The following is a 16,871-nucleotide window of genomic DNA, read 5'->3' as shown; positions in this document are numbered from 1 at the left end:
CTGGTTCGTTGAAGGCGCGGTCATGGTCAGCCGTGCAGTCCGCACTCGGTCTTGGAGCGGCCCGCCCAGCGGCCGGCACGGGCGTCCTCGCCCTCCAGCACCCGGCGGGTGCAGGGCGCGCAGCCCACGGAGGCGTAACCGTCCATCAGCAGCGGATTGGTGAGGACGCCGTGCTCGGCGACGTACGCGTCCACGTCTTCCTGTGACCACCGTGCGATGGGGGAGATCTTGACCTTCTGCCGCTTCTCGTCCCAGCCGACGACCGGGGTGTTCGCCCGGGTCGGGGACTCGTCGCGGCGCAGGCCGGTCGCCCAGGCCAGATAGTTCTCGAGGCCCTCCTCCAGCGGCCGCACCTTGCGCAGCTTGCAGCACAGGTCCGGGTCGCGGTCGTGCAGCTTCGGCCCGTACTGCGCGTCCTGCTCGGCGACCGTCCGGCGCGGGGTCAGCGTGATGACGTTGACGTCCATCACGGCCTCCACCGCGTCCCGGGTGCCGATGGTCTCCGGGAAGTGGTAGCCGGTGTCGAGGAACACCACGTCGACCCCGGGCAGTGCGCGGGACGCGAGGTGGGCGACCACCGCGTCCTCCATCGAGGAGGTCACGCAGAAGCGCTTGCCGAAGGTCTCGGCGGCCCACTGGAGGATCTCCAGCGCGGAGGCGTCCTCCAGGTCGCGGCCCGCCCGCTCGGCCAGTTCCTTCAGGTCGTCGGTGCCGCGCTCTTCCTGAACGGCCGTCATGTCCGGTCCCCTCCCGTGTCGGATCGCTCGAGTCCCCGGGCGAGCAGCCCGCGGAACTGCAGCTGAAAGGCTCGGTTGCAGGCTCCGCATTCCCAGGCGCCGTGGCCCTGTTCCCCGGGACGAAGGTCCTCGTCGCCGCAGTAGGGGCAGTAGAAGGGTGCCGCGCGCTCGCTCACGACAGGGCCTCCTCGGCGGCACGGCCGACCCAGGCCGCGAACCGCTCGCCGTCCTCGCGCTCCGCCTGGAAGCGCTTGAGCACCCGCTCGATGTAGTCGGGCAGTTCGTCGGCGGTGACCTTCAGACCGCGCACCTTGCGGCCGAAGCCCGCCTCCAGGCCGAGCGCGCCGCCGAGGTGCACCTGGTAGCCCTCGACCTGCTCGCCCCGGTCGTTGAGCATGAGCTGGCCCTTGAGACCGATGTCCGCCACCTGGATACGGGCGCAGGCGTTCGGGCAGCCGTTGAGGTTGATGGTGAGCGGCTCGTCGAAGTCCGGGATGCGGCGCTCGAGTTCGTCGATCAGCGAGGCGCCGCGCGCCTTGGTCTCGACGATGGCGAGCTTGCAGAACTCGATGCCGGTGCAGGCCATGGTGCCGCGCCGGAACGGGGAGGGCCTGGCGCTGAGGTCCAGCGCCTCCAGGGACTCGACGAGGGAGTCGACCCGGTCCTCCTCGACGTCGAGGATGATCATCTTCTGCTCGACGGTGGTACGGACCCGGCCCGAGCCGTGCGCCTCCGCGAGATCGGCGATCTTGGTGAGGGTGGTGCCGTCGACACGGCCGACGCGCGGGGCGAAACCGACGTAGTGGCGGCCGTCCTTCTGACGGTGCACGCCGATGTGGTCGCGCCACTGCTGCACCGGCTGCTCGGGCGCCGGCCCGTCGGTCAGCCCGCGTCCCAGGTACTCGTCCTCCAGCACCTGGCGGAACTTCTCCGCGCCCCAGTCGGCGACCAGGAACTTCAGGCGCGCACGGTTGCGCAGCCGGCGGTAGCCGTAGTCGCGGAAGATCGACAGGACGCCCTCGTAGACGTCCGGGACGTCCTCCTCCGGCACCCAGGTGCCCAGCCGCACACCCAGCTTGGGGTTGGTGGACAGACCGCCGCCGACCCACAGGTCGAAGCCCGGCCCGTGCTCGGGGTGGCGGACGCCGACGAACGCGACGTCGTTGATCTCGTGCACCACGTCCAGCGCCGGTGAGCCGGAGATGGCCGTCTTGAACTTGCGCGGGAGGTTCGAGTACGCCTTGTTGCCCAGGACGCGCCGCTTGATCTCCTCCAGCGCCGGCGTGCCGTCGATGATCTCGTCCTCGGCGATGCCGGCGACGGGGGAGCCGATCATCACGCGGGGGGTGTCGCCGCAGGCGGTGACCGTGGAGAGGCCGACGGCCTCCAGGCGGTCCCAGATCGCGGGCACGTCCTCGATGCGGATCCAGTGGTACTGGACGTTCTGCCGGTCGGTGATGTCGGCGGTGCCGCGCGCGAACTCCTGCGAGATCTCGCCGATCACCCGCAGCTGCCGCGTGGTCAGCGCGCCGCCGTCGATGCGCACCCGCAGCATGAAGTACTCGTCGTCCAGCTCCTCCGGCTCCAGGATCGCGGTCTTGCCGCCGTCGATCCCGGGCTTGCGCTGCGTGTACAGGCCCCACCAGCGCATCCGCCCGCGCAGGTCGTTGGGGTCGATCGAGTCGAAGCCGCGCTTGGAGTAGATCGTCTCAATGCGTGTCCGCACATTGAGACCGTCGTCGTCCTTCTTGAACTGTTCGTTGCCGTTGAGCGGGGTGAAGTGACCCGCTGCCCACTGACCCTCGCCGCGGTGACGGCTCACCTTGCGGCGGGGAGTCGCGGCGGCAGGCTTCTGCGGGGTGGCGGCCATGGTTGATACGTCCTTCGGGACAGCGATGGATGGTGTCGGCGCGTGGTGCCGTCGGTGAGGGGCGGCGGGCGGAAGGCTCTGACCTGCGCATACGGGCGCGCGTACAGACGTGCGCGTCATTGCGCGGGGAGTGGGGCGAGGAAGGCGAGGAAGAGCTGTCGGGCGCTGCCGGGTGCTCTCAGCGCGCCGGACAGATGGCGCTGGACATGCGGCCGAGGTCGACGTGCCGCCGACTCACCAAGGCGATTCCCGTTCCAGGCATGACGGAAGCGTGTCACGGCGATCTGGACACAGTCCAGCTTCGTCCAAAATGCGGACACCCTTGTCTCGAAGTAAGAGACGAGGGTGTCCTTGGTCACAAGCGGTGCGGACGGTCTTGTCCGCGCTGTTCAGGCGGGGTAGGCGCCCGGCCACGGGCCCGGCGTGGACACCTCGGCCTCTTCCTCGACCTTGGTGTCGAAGAGGGTGAAGCCCCGGCGCCGGTAGTTGTCCAGGGCGTGCTCGCCGTCCTTGCTGCAGGTGTGCAGCCACACCCGTGTGGTCGGCTTCAGCCCCGGCCACCGCTCCGCCAGGTCCCAGGCGCGCGCCGCCCCGTACGACAGCAGGTGACCGCCGATGCGCCGCCCCCGGAAGCCGGGCAGCAGCCCGAAGTAGACGATCTCCACCGTGCCGCCCTCCTGTGCCTCCAGCTCCACGTACCCCGCGGGCGTCCCGCGGTCGAGGGCGACCCAGGTCTCCACGCCGGGCCGGTCCAGGTGCGCCAGCCACTGCGCGTACGTCCAGCCCAGCCGGTCGGTCCAGCGGATGTCCCCGCCGACCGAGGCGTACAGGAAGCGGCTGAACTCGGGCGAGGGCACCTCGGAACGGACGATCCGCACATCCCCCTCGGGCGCGGCGGCCGGAAGGAGGTCGGTGGGCGCGGTCTGCTCCAGGGACCAGGTGGTCACGGGGATGGTCGTCATGTCCGAAAGGGAACCATCCGGCACGAGTATCTGTCGAACGCCTGATCAGGACGCGGACGGGTCCCAGGCCTGTCCCGGGGCAGGTCCCAGGACAGGCCCCGGGACAGGTCCTAGTCGAGGGACCGGTCGACCGAGGCCAGCGGCAGGGCGAACAGCATGCGGCCGGACTGGGACCAGAGCTCCCCGGTCTCCTGCCAGTAGGACAGGGAGGTCGCCCGGCCGCTCCAGCAGCGGTGCGTCTCGTCCGCCCCGCAGCGGGTGGGACGGGCCCCGTCCGTGTCCTGCCGCCACAGTGTGCCGCGCTCGTCCGGCGTCCCGGTCACCCGGCCCAGATACCAGCCCGACCGGTACGACAGCACACCGCGCACATCGGTCAGCTCGGTCTCGTACGCCGCGACCGCGTGCGCGTGCGCGACCGGGTCGGTGTCCAGCAGACCCGCACGCGCCGGGTCGGCGCTGAAGTCGTACCGCCACAGCCGGGTCGGTCCGTCGCCGTCCGCGGGCGTCGCCTCGTGCGCGACCAGGCTGTCGGGTGCGGTGCTGCGGTCCAGGGAGATACCGCCCGGCAGGGGCGCGCCGGCCCCGTTCGCCCGGTAGGAGGCGACGGCCGGCAGGACGTACCGCGCCCCGCCCGCCGACCAGCCGCCGGGCACCCGGCCGACGGACGGGCCGTCCACGGTGGCCCGCTGGACCCGGTCCACGTCGTACACGTACAGCGCCCCGGCCTCGCCCCGGCCGGCGGTGACCAGCAGCTTGTCCTGGTACCAGACCATTCCGGACACGGCGGAGCCGAGCCCGCGGTAGCCGCGGCCCTCGTCCACCGGAACGGTCAGCAGGACCCAGGTGTAGCCGAGGCGGTCCGGGTCACCGGCGTCGACGAAGGCGACACGGGCGAGACCGCCCTCGGCCGTCGTGCCCGCCTGACTCCAGCCGGAGAGGATCACCCGGTGCTCGCCCCAGCGGCCGTCGTCGTCCGCGTCCCCGGAGGTGGTCACCGCGCCGGGCCGCCAGCCGTCGGTGTCGGCACCCGGCCAGCAGTACGCCCGCGTCGCGGCCGGCTCGACCGGCAGGGGACGCCGGTCGTCGGCCGTACAGTCCTCCGCGTCGCGCAGGGAGCCGTCGGGGTCGGCGAGCACGTCACCGACACCCACGGGCCGGCCCATCGCGTCGGAGAGCCGGTCCAGCGCGTCGCGCGGGACGTCGTGCTCGGTCAGTCGCAGCGGTGTGGTCTCGGCGGACGCGGTCAGCGGCTTCAGCGCCCCGGGGTCGGCGGCGTTCGTGGCCTGCGAGGCACTGATCATGGTGGCGGCCGCGGTCAGCGCGAGGGCGGTCCCGGCCAGCGCCGCCCGCAACGCCCTGCCCCGCCTGCGCCGGCGGTGTCTGCCGCGATGCTTCATAGCCGTCCTCCCGAGGCGGGCCAACTGCGTCCGGTGATCCGTGGGTTGACCGTGGAGCAGATGGGGTGGCCCGTACCCGGATGCTACGGCAGCCGACCGCCCCGGGAGGTGAAGACCCTGCAATCATGTGCACCAACCACCTCCGGAGCAGGCCCCCGGGCACACCTGTGCGATCCCGGACGGCCTTGACGGAACACCCGCTCACCCGCCGGCCGACTGCCCCGCCTGCCCCGGCGCGGGCCGGCCGCCCACTGCCGGGGACGCCGAGTGGGGGAAGAGGCGGTGGGGGTCGTCCGGGAGGAGGATCTCCACCTCGGCGGTTTCCGCGAAGCGGTAGGGGCGGTGGTCCAGGAGGGTCCCCAAGTAGCGCCGCATCCGGGACATCTCCGCGCGTACCGTCACCGTACGGGCCGGGTCGCCGAAGACGTCCCGGGCGAGGGCCGCGGCGCTGCGGCCGGCGCGGTGGACGGCCAGCAGGTACAGCAACTCGGCGTGCCGGGGGCTCAGTTCCCGGGTCCACGAGCCCGCCCCGCCGGACACCCGCACCGACCGGCGGCGCGGCCCCCTGAGGTCCAGCACGATCCGGGTCGCGTCGCGCGCCACGGGCTCGTCCGCGGCCCGCACCAGCCAGCCCCCGGCAAGCGGCTCCAGCGAGCACCGCCCCAGCGCCGGCAGCCACCGCATCCCCGCCGACACCGACGTGGGCAGCGCCAGACGCTCCGTGTACGGCATCCCCGTCACCGCCGCCGTCCACCCGTGCCGGTCCACCACCAGCGCACGCCCGTCGATCCGGGCCAGCACCGGCGCCGCCACCGCGCGCAGCCGCTCCAGCGACCGCACGTGCATCTCCCGCAGCCGTGCCTCGGCGAGCTTGGCCACGGAGTCGACCCAGGCCAGCGTGGCCGGATGCATCGTCTCCAGCGGCCCGCTCACGTCCACGACACCGATCAGCCGCCCGTCCCGGGGGTCCGTGATCGGTGCCCCGGCACACGTCCAGGTGGCGTGCGAGCGCACGAAATGCTCGGAGGCGAAGACCTGCACCGGACGCCCCGTCACCGCCGGCGTGCCCACACCGTTGGTGCCGACGACGTCCTCACGCCAGTCCGCGCCGATCTCGAAACCCAGGCCGTCGGCCTTGCGCAGCACCGGCGTGCTGCCCTCCCGCCACAGGACCCGGCCCTCCTCGTCGGCCACCACCATGATGTGGTGGGCGACGTCCGCGACCGACAACAGCCCCTCCCGCAGTACCGGCAGCACATGCCGCAGCGTCGAGGACTCCCGGCGCCGCTGCACCTCCTCACGGGACAGCAGCCCACTGCGGAAGTCGTGATCCGGGTCGACGCCGCTGCGCAGCATCCGCTCCCAGGACTGCCCGATCACCGGGCGGGGAGCCACGGGCGCGCGCTGCCCGGAGAGCGCGGCGGAGCGGACCTCGCTGAGCACCCGGGCCGCACGCGTCGTGTCGACGGCGGCCAGCTGCGTCACGTCCCTCGGCGAGAGTGCCACCGGTCCTCCCGGAAGAAAGGCTGTCGTCCTCATACTGCCGTCCGCCCCCGGCGAGGACGGCCGGTACGGCCACCCGCGCCCCCAAGTTGCAACCCATTGCAACCCTGGTGGTCCGGCCCTCGACTGTTTGAAACTTGAGCGACGCCGTCCCGAGCGGCGTCCACGGCTCGTAAGGGGCCCGTGCGGCGGGGGTGGTGCCGTGTCGGCGCAGCACCACCCCCGCGTCGCACCCGCCTGTTCCGCACCGCCCCTCAGGACACCGGCCGGGCCCGCTCCACGACCGACGCGAGATCCAGCGTGTGCGGCAGCGTCCCGAAGGCCGCGCCCCCCTCCCCGCCCAGCCGCGCCGCGCAGAACGCGTCCGCCACCTGCGGTGGCGCGTACCGCACCAGCAGCGACCCCTGGAGCACCAGTGCCAGCCGCTCCACCAGCCGCCGCGCCCGCCCTTCGACGCCCTCCAGATCCGCCAGTTCGGTCAGCAGGTTCTTGATCGCCCCGTCCAGCCGGTGATCCGCCCCCCGCGCCTGCCCGATCTCCCGCAGATACGCGTCCAGCGCCCCCGGCTCCCGGCGCAGCGCCCGCAGCACATCCAGCGCCTGCACGTTGCCCGCGCCCTCCCAGATCGAGTTCAGCGGCGACTCCCGCACCAGCCGGGGCATCCCCGACTCCTCGACGTACCCGTTCCCGCCCAGGCACTCCGCCGCCTCCACCGCGACCGGCGCGCACCGCTTGGTCACCCAGTACTTGGCCGCCGGCACCGCGATCCGCAGCAGCGCCCGCTCCTGCTCCCCGCCGTCGTCGTACGCCGCCGCCAGCCGCAGCGCCAGCGTGGTGGCGGCCTCCGACTCCAGCGCGAGATCGGCGAGCACGTTGCGCATCAGCGGCTTGTCGACGAGCTTCCCGCCGAACGCCTCGCGATACGTGCAGTGGTGCACCGCCTGCGCCACGGCCTGGCGCATCAGCCCCGCCGAGCCCAGCACACAGTCGAGCCGGGTCGCCGCCACCATCCCGATGATGGTGCGCACCCCCTGCCCCTCGTCCCCGACCCGGCGCGCCCACGTCCCGTCGAACTCGACCTCGGCGGAGGCGTTGGACCGGTTGCCCAGCTTGTCCTTGAGCCGCTGGATGAGGAACACGTTGCGCGTGCCGTCCTCCAGCACCCGCGGCACCAGGAAGCACGTGACCCCTCCGGGCGCCTGCGCCAGCACCAGGAAGGCGTCCGACATGGGCGCCGAGCAGAACCACTTGTGCCCGGTCAGCTCGTACGCGCCGTCCTCCGCCAGCGACCGCGCGGCCGTCGTGTTCGCCCGTACGTCGCTGCCGCCCTGCTTCTCCGTCATGCCCATCCCGAACAGGGCACCGGCCTTCTGCCCGGCGGGCCGCGGTGCGGGATCGTAGATCACCGAGGTCAGCCGGGGCTCCCAGACCGCCGCCAGCGCCGGGTCCGTACGCAGCGCGGGGACCGCCGCGTGGGTCATCGACAGCGGGCAGCCGTTGCCGGCCTCGACCTGCGTCCACACCTGGAACGCCGCCGCCCGCCGCACATGCCCGCCCGGCCGCGCCCAGGCCGCCGTCAGCCCCGCCGAGACGCCCTTGCCGAGCAGCCGGTGCCAGGCGGGGTGGAAGTCGACCTCGTCGATCCGGTGACCGTAGCGGTCGTGGGTGCGCAGCCGCGGCGGATGCTCATTGGCCTGCACCCCCCACTCCTGCACCTGCGCGGAGCCGGCCGCCCGCCCGAGCGCCGCCAACTCGGAGCGTCCCTCCTCCAGCACCTGCGGGTCCAGATGCCGCTCGACCGCCTCCACCAGGGCCCGGTCGGCGCCGAACACGTCGTACTGCACCAGCGGGGGAGCCTGGTTGGTCACGGTGTGCGTGGTGCTTGCCATGTCCCGAACGTACCCCGCGGTACCCCCCCGCTCACCCGACGAATCGGCCTGCGGGTGAGTGCGACCAGGCACGACGGATACCTTTAGGTCGTGCAGCCAGCAAGTGAATCCCCCGACGCGCCCTCCGGCCGCCTCCACCGGGCCCGGGCCCTCTACCGGAACGTCTCCAAGCGCAGGACCGCCTGGCTGCTGTTGAAGGACACCGTCAACTCCTGCATGGAGTACCGCATCCTGGGCCTGGCGGCCGAGGCGGCGTTCTTCACGCTGCTGTCGGTTCCCCCGCTGCTGCTCAGCATGATCGGCCTGCTCGGCTACGTCGACGCCTGGACCGGCGCCGATACCATCCAGAGCCTGCAGACCAACCTCCTGGAAGCCTCCCGCACGGTGCTCTCCGACCGGGGCGTGAAGCAGATCGCCGAGCCGATCCTGCACGACGTGATGAAGGGCGGCCGGCCCGACATCATCTCCCTCGGCTTCCTGTTCGCCGTGTGGTCGGGCTCCCGCGCGGTCAACGTATTCATCGAGACCATCACCGTCATGTACGGCCTCGACGGCGTCCGGGGGATCGTCAAGACCCGGCTGCTGGCCTTCCTGCTCTTCATCGTCGCCCTGCTGATCGGCTCGATCGCGCTGCCGCTCATGGTCGCGGGCCCGGACGCGGTCGTCCGGGTCGTCCCCTGGTCGACGACGGTCGTCCAGATCCTGTACTGGCCGGTCGTGATCCTGCTGTCGATCGCCTTCCTGACCACCCTCTACCACGTCTCCGTACCCGTGCGCTCGCCGTGGATCGAGGACGTGCCGGGCGCGCTGGTCGCCCTCGGCATGTGGGTGCTCGGCAGTTTCCTGCTGCGGATCTACCTCACCAACACGGTCGAGGGACCCACCATCTACGGCTCCCTCGCCGCCCCCGTCGCCGTACTGCTGTGGATCGGTGTGTCCGCGTTCGCCGTGCTCGTCGGCGCCGCCGTCAACGCGGCCATCGACCGGGTCTGGCCCGCCGCCGCGACGGCCGCGGCCCGCGAGGCCAACGAGCGGCTGCGGCAGGCGCAGGTCGCCGAGTACGTCGCCCGCACCGCCGCGTCCGGCGAGGCCGACCCCGACATGCCCTCCGAGTTCCCCGAACGCTGGTCGCGCTTCCTGCCGCCGGAGGACGTCACGGCCCGCCTGCGCACCCACGTGCGGACCACCCACCCGAGGCACGGGGACGGACCGGACCACGAAGAGGAGAAGTGACGCGCCGGGCGGCGCCGGGCGCACGCCGCCCAGGTCCCGGCCACCGCCTCCCGTACGACGTCCGCGAAGTCCCGCGGCTCCCGCCCCGGCACGCTCCACCCGCGGCCCTCACTGGAATCGCGGGCGAAACAGGCTGCCCGTAGCCCGCTCTACGCTGACCCCATGGACGCACTCACCGGCCTGCTCGAGGGGCCCCGCGCCCATGGCGCGTTCATGATCCGGGCCTGTGTCGACCCGCCGTGGGCGATCCGCGTGGAGGACCGCGCCCTGCTGACGGTGAGGCTCCTCGTCCGCGGCGAGGCGTGGATGGTGCCCGACGGGGGAGAGCGGCTGCGGCTGCGCCCCGGCGACCTCGCCATCGCGCGCGGGGACGGTCACAGCGCAGCGCCAGGGAGGCCCTGCCCCCGCCCTTCGGCGGCGCCCAGTCCCGATGGAAGGACCGGACCACCTCTTCCGTGTCCAGCAACAGCCGCAGACCGCCCGGCAGGCCGGCCTCCACGTGTCCCTGGGCCTCGGCTCCCTCCGGGAAGGCGAACCCGAGCCGCCGGTAGAAGGCGACGGAGGCGGCCATGTCGGAGACGACCAGCCCGATGGCATCGAATCGTGCACTCATACGGCCACCGTAGGACCGGGCCGTCACGCCGGTCTTGAAGGAATCGGACACCCCTGCGGGGTGGTCAGCCCGAGCGTTCGGCGTGGAGTTCGGACCGGACGAGTTCGAGGAGACGGCCGGTCCAGTTGCGCCCCCTGCCGCGGTCGTCGCCCCAGAACGCCGAGTCGGAGTCGCCGTAGACGAGCGTCGCGTCGCCGGTGTCCAGGAGGGCGCGGGCGAGCTCCGGATGCCGGGTGAACTTGGCCCGCAGCAGCCGGGTCATGACGGCCGTCCGGGACGCCTCCCAGCCCTCGGGGCGGTCGGCGGCCGCGGCCAGGCTCCGGGCGCCGAAGGTGCTGTCCGCCGCCGCGACCGCCTCCCGCACGGCCGGGTCGGCGACGGACAGGGCCCAGTAGGCGTGTGTCACGGTGGGGTAGGTGACGCCGTCGACCTCGATGGCGGCCGGGAACTCGTTGCGCAGCGCCTTCGTGCCCGGGTCCTCGGAGGGCTTGAGCGGGTAGCTCTCGTACAGGTGGATCGCCGGGGCGAAGGCGGTCGCCGGACCGTCGGCCGGGACACGCGAGCCGGCCGTGGCCATCCACTCCGCCCGCTCCTCGAAATAGGAGAGCGCCCAGTCATAGGACTCCTGGCTCACTTCCTCGTCCGGCCCGTGGTCGGTGACACCGCCGGGCCCGGCCACCAGGACCTGCAGCGGCCGGTCCTTGTTGTCCATGTCGCCCAGCGCGTAGTGCCGCTGCGTCACGGGGATGGCGAAGTAGGCCTCGCGTGCCGCGGCCCGCTTCTCCTCGGTGCGGTCGGCCAGGAACGCGTCCACCGCGGCCAGACAGCGGTCCGTCGAATCCGGGCGCTGGTTGAGCTGGTCGATCGTGTCCCGGATCTCGGCGACCAGGATCTCGGGGGTGAGCCAGGTGCGCGGCTCGGTGAACTTCCACCGGGCCAGCTCGTGGGCGGACGCCTGCGCGCCCTCCGGGAGTTCCGTCGCCACCCAGCCGCTGCGCAGCTTCTCCTCGAACTCCTCCAGGGTGACCAGTTCCCAGCAGTCGATGAGCCCGTCCGCGTAGATGAACAGGTCGATGAGGTGGTAGTCGAAGTTGCGGATGAAGGCGTGCCGCCAGGTTCCGGGGACGCGTACGCCGTCCGCCATGCGGTGGGTGATCCGGTTGCCGATCATCCGCACATTGTGGGGGCCCGCCCCGACCGCCCGACACCGGGTTTCCGACGCCCTGGCACCGACGCCCTCGCATAGGCTCCGGCACATGGCCGACGTCCCCGCACTCCTCGTGTACACCCGCACCACGGACTACCGGCACGACTCCATCCCCGCCGGCGTCGCCGCCCTGCGCACCCTCGGCGGCTTCGGCGTCGACGCCACCGAGGACCCCGCCGCCTTCGAGGAGCCGCTCGACCGGTACGTCGCCGTCGTCTTCCTCTCCACCAGCGGTGAGGTGCTCACCCCGCCCGGCCGGGAGCGGCTCGCGGCGTACGTCGAGGCGGGCGGGGGATTCGTCGGGGTGCACGCCGCGGCCTGCACCGAGGACGACTGGCCGTACTACGGCGACCTGCTCGGCGCCCGTTTCGACCGGCACCCCGCCCTCCAGCCGGGCCGCGCCGTGATCGAGGACCGCGGCCACCCGGCGACCCGGCACCTGCCGCCCGTCTGGCACTTCACGGACGAGTGGTACGACTTCCGCACCAACCCCCGTGGGCGGGTGCGGGTCCTGGTCCGCGCCGACGAGTCCTCGTACGACGGCGGCGGCATGGGCGACGACCACCCCCTGGCCTGGTGCCGCGACCAGGGCGAGGGCCGCGTCTTCTACACGGCCCTCGGACACGCCGCCGAGGCCTACGCCGACGCGGACTTCCGCGCCCACCTGCTCGGCGGGATCACCTGGGCCGCCCGCTGATCACGGCTTGCAGGAGGAGTACGTGTCCACGTCCTCCGGGTCGGGACGGAACCGGTTCTCCCAGTTACCGGGGTAGGCGGCGACCAGCGCGGGCAGCTGGGCCTTGACGTCGCCGGCCCACTCCTTGCTGAGGTACGTGCGCAGCGCTTCCCGGAGTTCGTGGCAGTCCTCCGTACGGCCCTCCGGCAGCCCGATGCCGTACCGGTTGGTGCTCCCGAACGAGACGTCGCGCACGACCCTGAGCGGCACCTTGCTGCTCCGGTACTGCTCCACGTATCCGTAGAGCAGTGCCTCGTCGGTGAAGACCGCGTCGACGTCCTTCTGCCGCAGCTTGCGCACGCAGGTCGAGTAGTCGCTCTGCAGGTGCAGCGTCGTGCTGCGGGGCAGTTGCGCCGTGGCGGACGTCGAACCCTGCACGGTGCAGACCACCTTGTCCGCGACGTCCTTCTCGTTCTTGATGCCGTGGTAGTCCGCGCGGACCAGGAAGCGCTGCTGGGTGACGAAGTAGGGGCCGACGAAGTCGACCTGCTCGTCCCGCTTCGGGGTGATGGAGTACGTGGCGATGATCATGTCCAGCGACTTGTTGACGAGCTTCTGCTCCCGCTTGTCGGACACCACGTCGTCGAACTCCGGTGTGAAGCCGATCTGTTCGCCGAGGTACGAGGCCAGGTCGACCTCGAAGCCGCGGTCGTTGTGCTCGCTGTGCCGGTTGAAGCCCGGCTGGTCGGTCTTGACGCCGATGTGGACCGTGCCGGTGAGGGATTTGCCGTCCGGCTCCGGGTCCGACCACTGGCAGGCCGCGGCGGTCAGCACCAGCAGGGCGGCCGCCGCGACCCGCGCGGGCCGGTGGCCGGGGGAGCGGCGGGCAAGCGGGCGGCGCGAGGCGTTCGTCATGGGTGTCACGTGGGTCTTCCTAGTCATCCAGGTGCGCCGAGGCGACGGACAGGTCCAGTTCACAGCCCTGCTCCCCCTGGAGCCCCACGGAGAGTTCGACGTCGGTCATGCCGCGTCCCAGGGCGAAGACGAACTCCGTGCCGGGGACACCGCTCTGCACGTGTTTCGTCCCGGCGCCGGCCTTGAGGCCCACGGTCAGCTCGGTGCCCGGCGTGCACACCGGGGCGGCGGGGTCGTACGGGGCCACGTCGAAGGCGATGGTGAGCCGGGGCCGGGGGTCGTCGGTGTGCAGGGTGGCGACGACGGTCTCGCCGTCCACCAGGGGAGGGGTGTGGTCGAGCCGGACGCGGTTGGTCACGTCCACCGGACGGCTCTCCAGGAACGCCCAGGTGGCCAGGGCCGGCAGCCCCACGGCCAGTACCGCCAGCGGGATCACCACGAGGACGACGGGCGGCCACAGTTGGGGCGCCTCTTTCGGACTCCGGCGTCCGATGATCGGCAGCATGGCGGCGCCGAAGGCCAGCAGGGCCCCGCCCGTCACGCCGACCACCGCGGGATCCCCGCCGAGGGTCAGCCACACGGTGGCCGCCCCGAGAATGGCCACGAGATCGATCAGCAGCAGTGAGACGAGTCCCTGGGTGCCCGCGGTGGCTTCGGCGACCCGTAGAGCCGCGCTCCTGAGCCGCCCGGTGCGGGCCGGTGTCTCACCGGCCGGCGTGGTAGATGTGTCGCTGGTCACACGGGCAGCGTAGGGGCACGGACGGTGGCACAACGGGAGGTGTCGGGAAAATGGCCGATTATGATCTGACGTAGCCACAGATTGTGCCTCCGTGTGCTATAAGCCGGGCCTGATGATCCGTCACGCGCCCGCCTCGGTCCTCACGCGCCGGGCGGCGCCGCCGTGCTCGAACGCTCCACCAGCCGTGTCGACAGCTCCGTGCGGGTGCTTTCCGGGCGGGGGCCGTCCGTCATGCGCAGGAGGAGGTGCAGGGCCGTCGCCGCCATCTCGGAGAGGGGCTGGCGGACCGTCGTCAGGGCGGGGGTGAGCCAGCGGGCCTCGGGGAGGTCGTCGAAGCCGACCACGCTCATGTCGTCCGGTACCCGCGACCCGCGCTCGGCCAACGCCTCGTAGACCCCGGACACCATGCGGTCCGAACAGACGAAGACGGCCGTCGGCGGCTCCGGCAGGTCGAGGAGTTCGCGCATACGACGGCGGGCGCCGGCCCCGTTCGGATCGGCGTGCCGGAGGTACTCGGGGCGGTGCCGCACGCCCGCCGAGGCGAGGGCCGAGCGGTAGCCGGCGACGCGTGCGCCGCAGGACATCGTGCTCCGGCGGCCGGCGATGACGGCGATGCGCTCATGGCCCAGGGCGAGCAGATGCTCCGTGGCCGTCACCCCGCCCTGCCAGTTCGCCCCGCCCACCGAGACGACGCCGGGCGGCGGTTGACGGACCGGGTCGATCAGCGCGAAGGGGACGCGGTGCTGATCGAGCCACGTGTACTGCGGCCCGCTCGGCTCGGCCCGATGGAAGAGGATCCCGGCCGATCCGCGCAGCACGAGCTTGTCCAGCCAGTCTCGTTCCGGGTGCTCGGAACGGCTCCGGGTCAGGGCCGCCGAGACCACGATCTCCAGGCCCGCGTCGTGCGCCGCCTCCTCCGCGCCGTGCAGCACCGCGCCCGAGGCGGAGTCCTCCAGCGAGTGCACCACCAGGTCCACCAGGCGCGGCGGCCTCACTCCGTCGAACCGGGGTCTGCGGACGTAACCGAGCCGGTCCAGTGCCTCCGTGACACGACGGCGGGTCTCCGGGGCCACGTCCTCGCGGCCGTTGACGACCTTGGACGCGGTCGGCACCGACACCCCCGCCTCGCGGGCCACGACCGCCAGCGTCGGCCCGGCCGCCACGCTCGCACTCCCCGTACGGACCATCGGGAACCCACCTCCACCGAATAGAAAGCGCTTCCTACTGTAGATCCGCAGTCACGGAGCGGGAAGAACGCGCACACAGGCCGAGGAATACCGAAGAGCCCCCCGGCGCTCTTGTGTTACTGGCGGGTTCTGCCGGTGCGTGAGCACGGCGCGGTGAAGGGCTGGTGGGCACATGACGGCAGGCCGGGAGAACCCCCTGATCAGGACGCCGTACGGTGCCGTACGCGGCAGATGGGACCAGGGCGTCGCCGTGTTCCGGGGCATCCCGTACGCGGCGCCCCCGTTCGGCCCCCGCCGCTTCCGGCCCCCCGCCCCGCCGGAGCCCTGGGACGGCGTACGCGACGCCGGCGCCTTCGGCCCGACAGCCCCGAAGCCGCCGTACTCCGAGGCCTTCGCCCAGTACCTGTCCGACCCGGTGGTGCCCGGCGACGACTGCCTCAACCTGAACGTGTGGACCCCCGAACCGTCCCCCGGCGCCCGGCTCCCCGTCCTCGTGTGGGTGCACGGCGGCGCCCTGACCAGAGGCTCCTCCGCGGTCCCCGTCTACGACGGCCGCACCTTCGCCCGCGACGGCGTGGTCTTCGTGTCGGTCAACTACCGCCTCGGTGTCGAGGGCTACGGCCTCTTCCCGGACGCCCCCGCCAACACCGGCCTGCGCGACCAGCTCGCCGCCCTGCGCTGGGTCCACGAGTCGATCACGGCCTTCGGCGGCGACCCCGGCCGCGTCACCCTCGGCGGCCAGTCCGCCGGAGCCATCAGCACCGGCGCGCTCATCGCCGCCCCGCAGGCCCAAGGGCTGGTCCGCCGGGCCGTCCTGCAGAGCGGACCACCCGAGGTGACCGACCGCGACAAGGTCCGGCGCATGGTCCGCCGCATGGCGAACCGCCTGAAGATCCCCGCCACCGCCGAGGCCTTCGCCGCCGCCGACCGCGAGCACCTGCTCCGCGCCCAGGCCGAAGTGGGCCGCCTCAGCAGCCCGGTGCTCGGCGGCCCCTCCTTCGGCATCGTCGTCGACGGCGACCTCGTCCCCCGCGACCCCCTGGAGGCGCTGACGGACGGCGCGGCCCCGGGCGTCGACCTGCTCACCGGCTGGACCCGCGACGAGTACCGCCTCTGGCTGGTCCCCGGCGGCCTGCTGGAACGCGTCGACCGCCTCGGCGCGGTCGCCCTGGCCGGCGCGATGGCCCGCTGCCGCTGCGGCAGCGAGGTTCCCCGCGGCTACCGCGCCCTGTGCCCCGACGCGGGTACCGCCGACCTGGTCGGCCAGATGGTCACCGACCACCTGCTCCGCCTCCCCCTGCACCGCCTGTCCGACGCCCGCACGGAACCCACGTACGTGTACGAGTTCGCCTGGCCCTCCAACCGGCCCGGCATGGGCGCCTGCCACGCCCTGGAACTGGGCTTCGTCTTCGACAGCGGGGACGAACCCGACGCCCGCAAACTCGCCGGCGAGGGCGCGCCGCAGGACCTGGCCGACGCGATGCACGGGGCGTGGGTACGGTTCGTCTCCGACGGTTCGCCGGGATGGGAGCGATGGGGTCCCCGCCACCCGGTGCGGGTCTTCGGCGACGGCGAGCCGCACATCGTTCGCGGCCCGCGCGACCGCGAACTCGCCCTGTGGACCGCGCCGTCCACGCCCACCGACGGGGATCCGCCCGCTTCGGCTCCGGAACTCCGGTCGGTGATACGCCGGCTACGGCGGAGCGGTGCGCTGCGCCGGAACTGACGTGGGACGGCGCCCCGGTGAGGCACTCGTCGGCCGACGCGTTCCCGGGCATGCCGCGCGGCCACGACACCGGCAAAAACTCGGACTCGCCCCACAGGGTGACGTGCACGGTGTCGCCGACGGACAGGGTGCCGGGGGTGGAGTGCGGCGTACTTGGTGCCGTAGGCGACGCCGCCCTCGGTGGCGCGGCGGTAGCCGGCGAGGCAGCGGCGGGAGG

At 72.7% G+C, this 16,871-nt stretch carries 15 protein-coding genes and 2 pseudogenes; 4 read left to right on the top strand and 13 right to left on the bottom strand.

The features are described 5' to 3' along the window. Window positions 1–26 precede the first annotated feature (26 nt). The 8 genes from IE178_RS16135 to IE178_RS16110 all read right to left on the bottom strand — a co-directional run bounded on the left by IE178_RS16135 (window position 27) and on the right by IE178_RS16110 (window position 8,358). On the bottom strand, window positions 27–737 hold the full coding sequence (locus tag IE178_RS16135) for a phosphoadenylyl-sulfate reductase (protein ID WP_193512776.1): 711 nt from the start codon (window positions 735–737) through the stop codon (window positions 27–29). Beyond that, entirely contained in the window at window positions 734–913 is a 180-nt protein-coding gene (locus tag IE178_RS36005; protein ID WP_229875584.1) for a hypothetical protein, read from the bottom strand. The genes IE178_RS16135 and IE178_RS36005 overlap by 4 nt, the downstream gene beginning before the upstream one ends. Continuing rightward, window positions 910–2,607, bottom strand: a complete 1,698-nt coding sequence (locus IE178_RS16130; protein WP_193512775.1) for a nitrite/sulfite reductase — start codon at window positions 2,605–2,607, stop codon at window positions 910–912. The genes IE178_RS36005 and IE178_RS16130 overlap by 4 nt, the downstream gene beginning before the upstream one ends. A 178-nt stretch (window positions 2,608–2,785) precedes the next feature. Beyond that, window positions 2,786–2,869: a putative leader peptide gene (locus tag IE178_RS36000; protein WP_310887545.1), complete on the bottom strand. Its 84-nt coding sequence runs from the start codon at window positions 2,867–2,869 to the stop codon at window positions 2,786–2,788. Between the two features lie 127 nt (window positions 2,870–2,996). After that, entirely contained in the window at window positions 2,997–3,569 is a 573-nt protein-coding gene (locus tag IE178_RS16125; RefSeq protein WP_193512774.1) for a GNAT family N-acetyltransferase, read from the bottom strand. A gap of 110 nt (window positions 3,570–3,679) precedes the next feature. Next, window positions 3,680–4,966: a hypothetical protein gene (locus IE178_RS16120; RefSeq protein WP_193512773.1), complete on the bottom strand. Its 1,287-nt coding sequence runs from the start codon at window positions 4,964–4,966 to the stop codon at window positions 3,680–3,682. A gap of 201 nt (window positions 4,967–5,167) precedes the next feature. Then, window positions 5,168–6,472 (bottom strand): GAF domain-containing protein, encoded by a 1,305-nt coding sequence (locus IE178_RS16115; RefSeq protein ID WP_184761452.1) that lies wholly within the window; start codon window positions 6,470–6,472, stop codon window positions 5,168–5,170. A gap of 251 nt (window positions 6,473–6,723) precedes the next feature. Next, entirely contained in the window at window positions 6,724–8,358 is a 1,635-nt protein-coding gene (locus IE178_RS16110) for an acyl-CoA dehydrogenase family protein (RefSeq protein WP_193512772.1), read from the bottom strand. Between the two features lie 90 nt (window positions 8,359–8,448). On the opposite strand from IE178_RS16110, the gene IE178_RS16105 reads away from it, so the two are divergent. Together IE178_RS16105 and IE178_RS35995 are read left to right on the top strand one after the other, a co-directional pair. Further along, entirely contained in the window at window positions 8,449–9,591 is a 1,143-nt protein-coding gene (locus IE178_RS16105; RefSeq protein ID WP_184761450.1) for a YihY/virulence factor BrkB family protein, read from the top strand. Window positions 9,592–9,753: 162 nt separating this feature from the next. Next, window positions 9,754–9,964, top strand: a pseudogene (locus IE178_RS35995) (cupin domain-containing protein); the annotation flags it as partial. On the opposite strand, the pseudogene IE178_RS35990 reads toward IE178_RS35995, so the two are convergent. Then, window positions 9,959–10,204 (bottom strand): annotated as a pseudogene (locus IE178_RS35990) (VOC family protein); the annotation flags it as partial. The pseudogenes IE178_RS35995 and IE178_RS35990 overlap by 6 nt on opposite strands. A 64-nt stretch (window positions 10,205–10,268) precedes the next feature. Continuing rightward, the gene (locus IE178_RS16095) at window positions 10,269–11,375 is read right to left on the bottom strand and encodes an NADAR family protein (protein WP_193512771.1); all 1,107 of its coding nucleotides are present in this window, start codon (window positions 11,373–11,375) and stop codon (window positions 10,269–10,271) included. Window positions 11,376–11,460: 85 nt separating this feature from the next. On the opposite strand from IE178_RS16095, the gene IE178_RS16090 reads away from it, so the two are divergent. Next, window positions 11,461–12,108 carry a ThuA domain-containing protein gene (locus IE178_RS16090; protein WP_193512770.1) on the top strand — a complete coding sequence of 216 codons (648 nt, stop codon included), beginning with the start codon at window positions 11,461–11,463 and terminating at the stop codon, window positions 12,106–12,108. Here the strand turns inward: IE178_RS16090 and IE178_RS16085 are convergent, their stop codons facing one another. The 3 genes from IE178_RS16085 to IE178_RS16075 form a co-directional block, all read right to left on the bottom strand. Beyond that, complete coding sequence (locus IE178_RS16085; RefSeq protein ID WP_318280094.1) at window positions 12,109–13,002, bottom strand: transporter substrate-binding domain-containing protein; 894 nt, start codon at window positions 13,000–13,002, stop codon at window positions 12,109–12,111. A gap of 19 nt (window positions 13,003–13,021) precedes the next feature. Beyond that, entirely contained in the window at window positions 13,022–13,741 is a 720-nt protein-coding gene (locus IE178_RS16080) for a hypothetical protein (protein WP_193512768.1), read from the bottom strand. A 140-nt stretch (window positions 13,742–13,881) separates the two neighbouring features. After that, window positions 13,882–14,928, bottom strand: a complete 1,047-nt coding sequence (locus IE178_RS16075; protein WP_193512767.1) for a LacI family DNA-binding transcriptional regulator — start codon at window positions 14,926–14,928, stop codon at window positions 13,882–13,884. Between the two features lie 172 nt (window positions 14,929–15,100). On the opposite strand from IE178_RS16075, the gene IE178_RS16070 reads away from it, so the two are divergent. Further along, the gene (locus tag IE178_RS16070; protein WP_193512766.1) at window positions 15,101–16,654 is read left to right on the top strand and encodes a carboxylesterase/lipase family protein; all 1,554 of its coding nucleotides are present in this window, start codon (window positions 15,101–15,103) and stop codon (window positions 16,652–16,654) included. Window positions 16,655–16,871: the final 217 nt, after the last annotated feature.

Origin of the sequence: Streptomyces griseoloalbus, from assembly GCA_014650015.1 — a bacterium.
GTDB lineage: Bacteria > Actinomycetota > Actinomycetes > Streptomycetales > Streptomycetaceae > Streptomyces > Streptomyces griseoloalbus.
The sequence above is the reverse complement of the archived record's forward strand: the minus strand, read 5'-3'. Positions and strand labels throughout refer to the sequence as shown.

Excerpts from the sequence above, each read along its gene's own strand:
- IE178_RS16135 (WP_193512776.1), bottom strand. The coding sequence starts at position 737 with ATGACGGCCGTTCAGGAAGAGCGCGGCACCGACGACCTGAAGGAACTG.
- IE178_RS16130 (WP_193512775.1), bottom strand. The coding sequence starts at position 2,607 with ATGGCCGCCACCCCGCAGAAGCCTGCCGCCGCGACTCCCCGCCGCAAG.
- IE178_RS36000 (WP_310887545.1), bottom strand. The coding sequence starts at position 2,869 with ATGCCTGGAACGGGAATCGCCTTGGTGAGTCGGCGGCACGTCGACCTC.
- IE178_RS16125 (WP_193512774.1), bottom strand. The coding sequence starts at position 3,569 with ATGACGACCATCCCCGTGACCACCTGGTCCCTGGAGCAGACCGCGCCC.
- IE178_RS16120 (WP_193512773.1), bottom strand. The coding sequence starts at position 4,966 with ATGAAGCATCGCGGCAGACACCGCCGGCGCAGGCGGGGCAGGGCGTTG.
- IE178_RS16110 (WP_193512772.1), bottom strand. The coding sequence starts at position 8,358 with ATGGCAAGCACCACGCACACCGTGACCAACCAGGCTCCCCCGCTGGTG.
- IE178_RS16095 (WP_193512771.1), bottom strand. The coding sequence starts at position 11,375 with ATGATCGGCAACCGGATCACCCACCGCATGGCGGACGGCGTACGCGTC.
- IE178_RS16090 (WP_193512770.1), top strand. The coding sequence starts at position 11,461 with ATGGCCGACGTCCCCGCACTCCTCGTGTACACCCGCACCACGGACTAC.
- IE178_RS16085 (WP_318280094.1), bottom strand. The coding sequence starts at position 13,002 with ATGACGAACGCCTCGCGCCGCCCGCTTGCCCGCCGCTCCCCCGGCCAC.
- IE178_RS16075 (WP_193512767.1), bottom strand. The coding sequence starts at position 14,928 with ATGGTCCGTACGGGGAGTGCGAGCGTGGCGGCCGGGCCGACGCTGGCG.
- IE178_RS16070 (WP_193512766.1), top strand. The coding sequence starts at position 15,101 with ATGACGGCAGGCCGGGAGAACCCCCTGATCAGGACGCCGTACGGTGCC.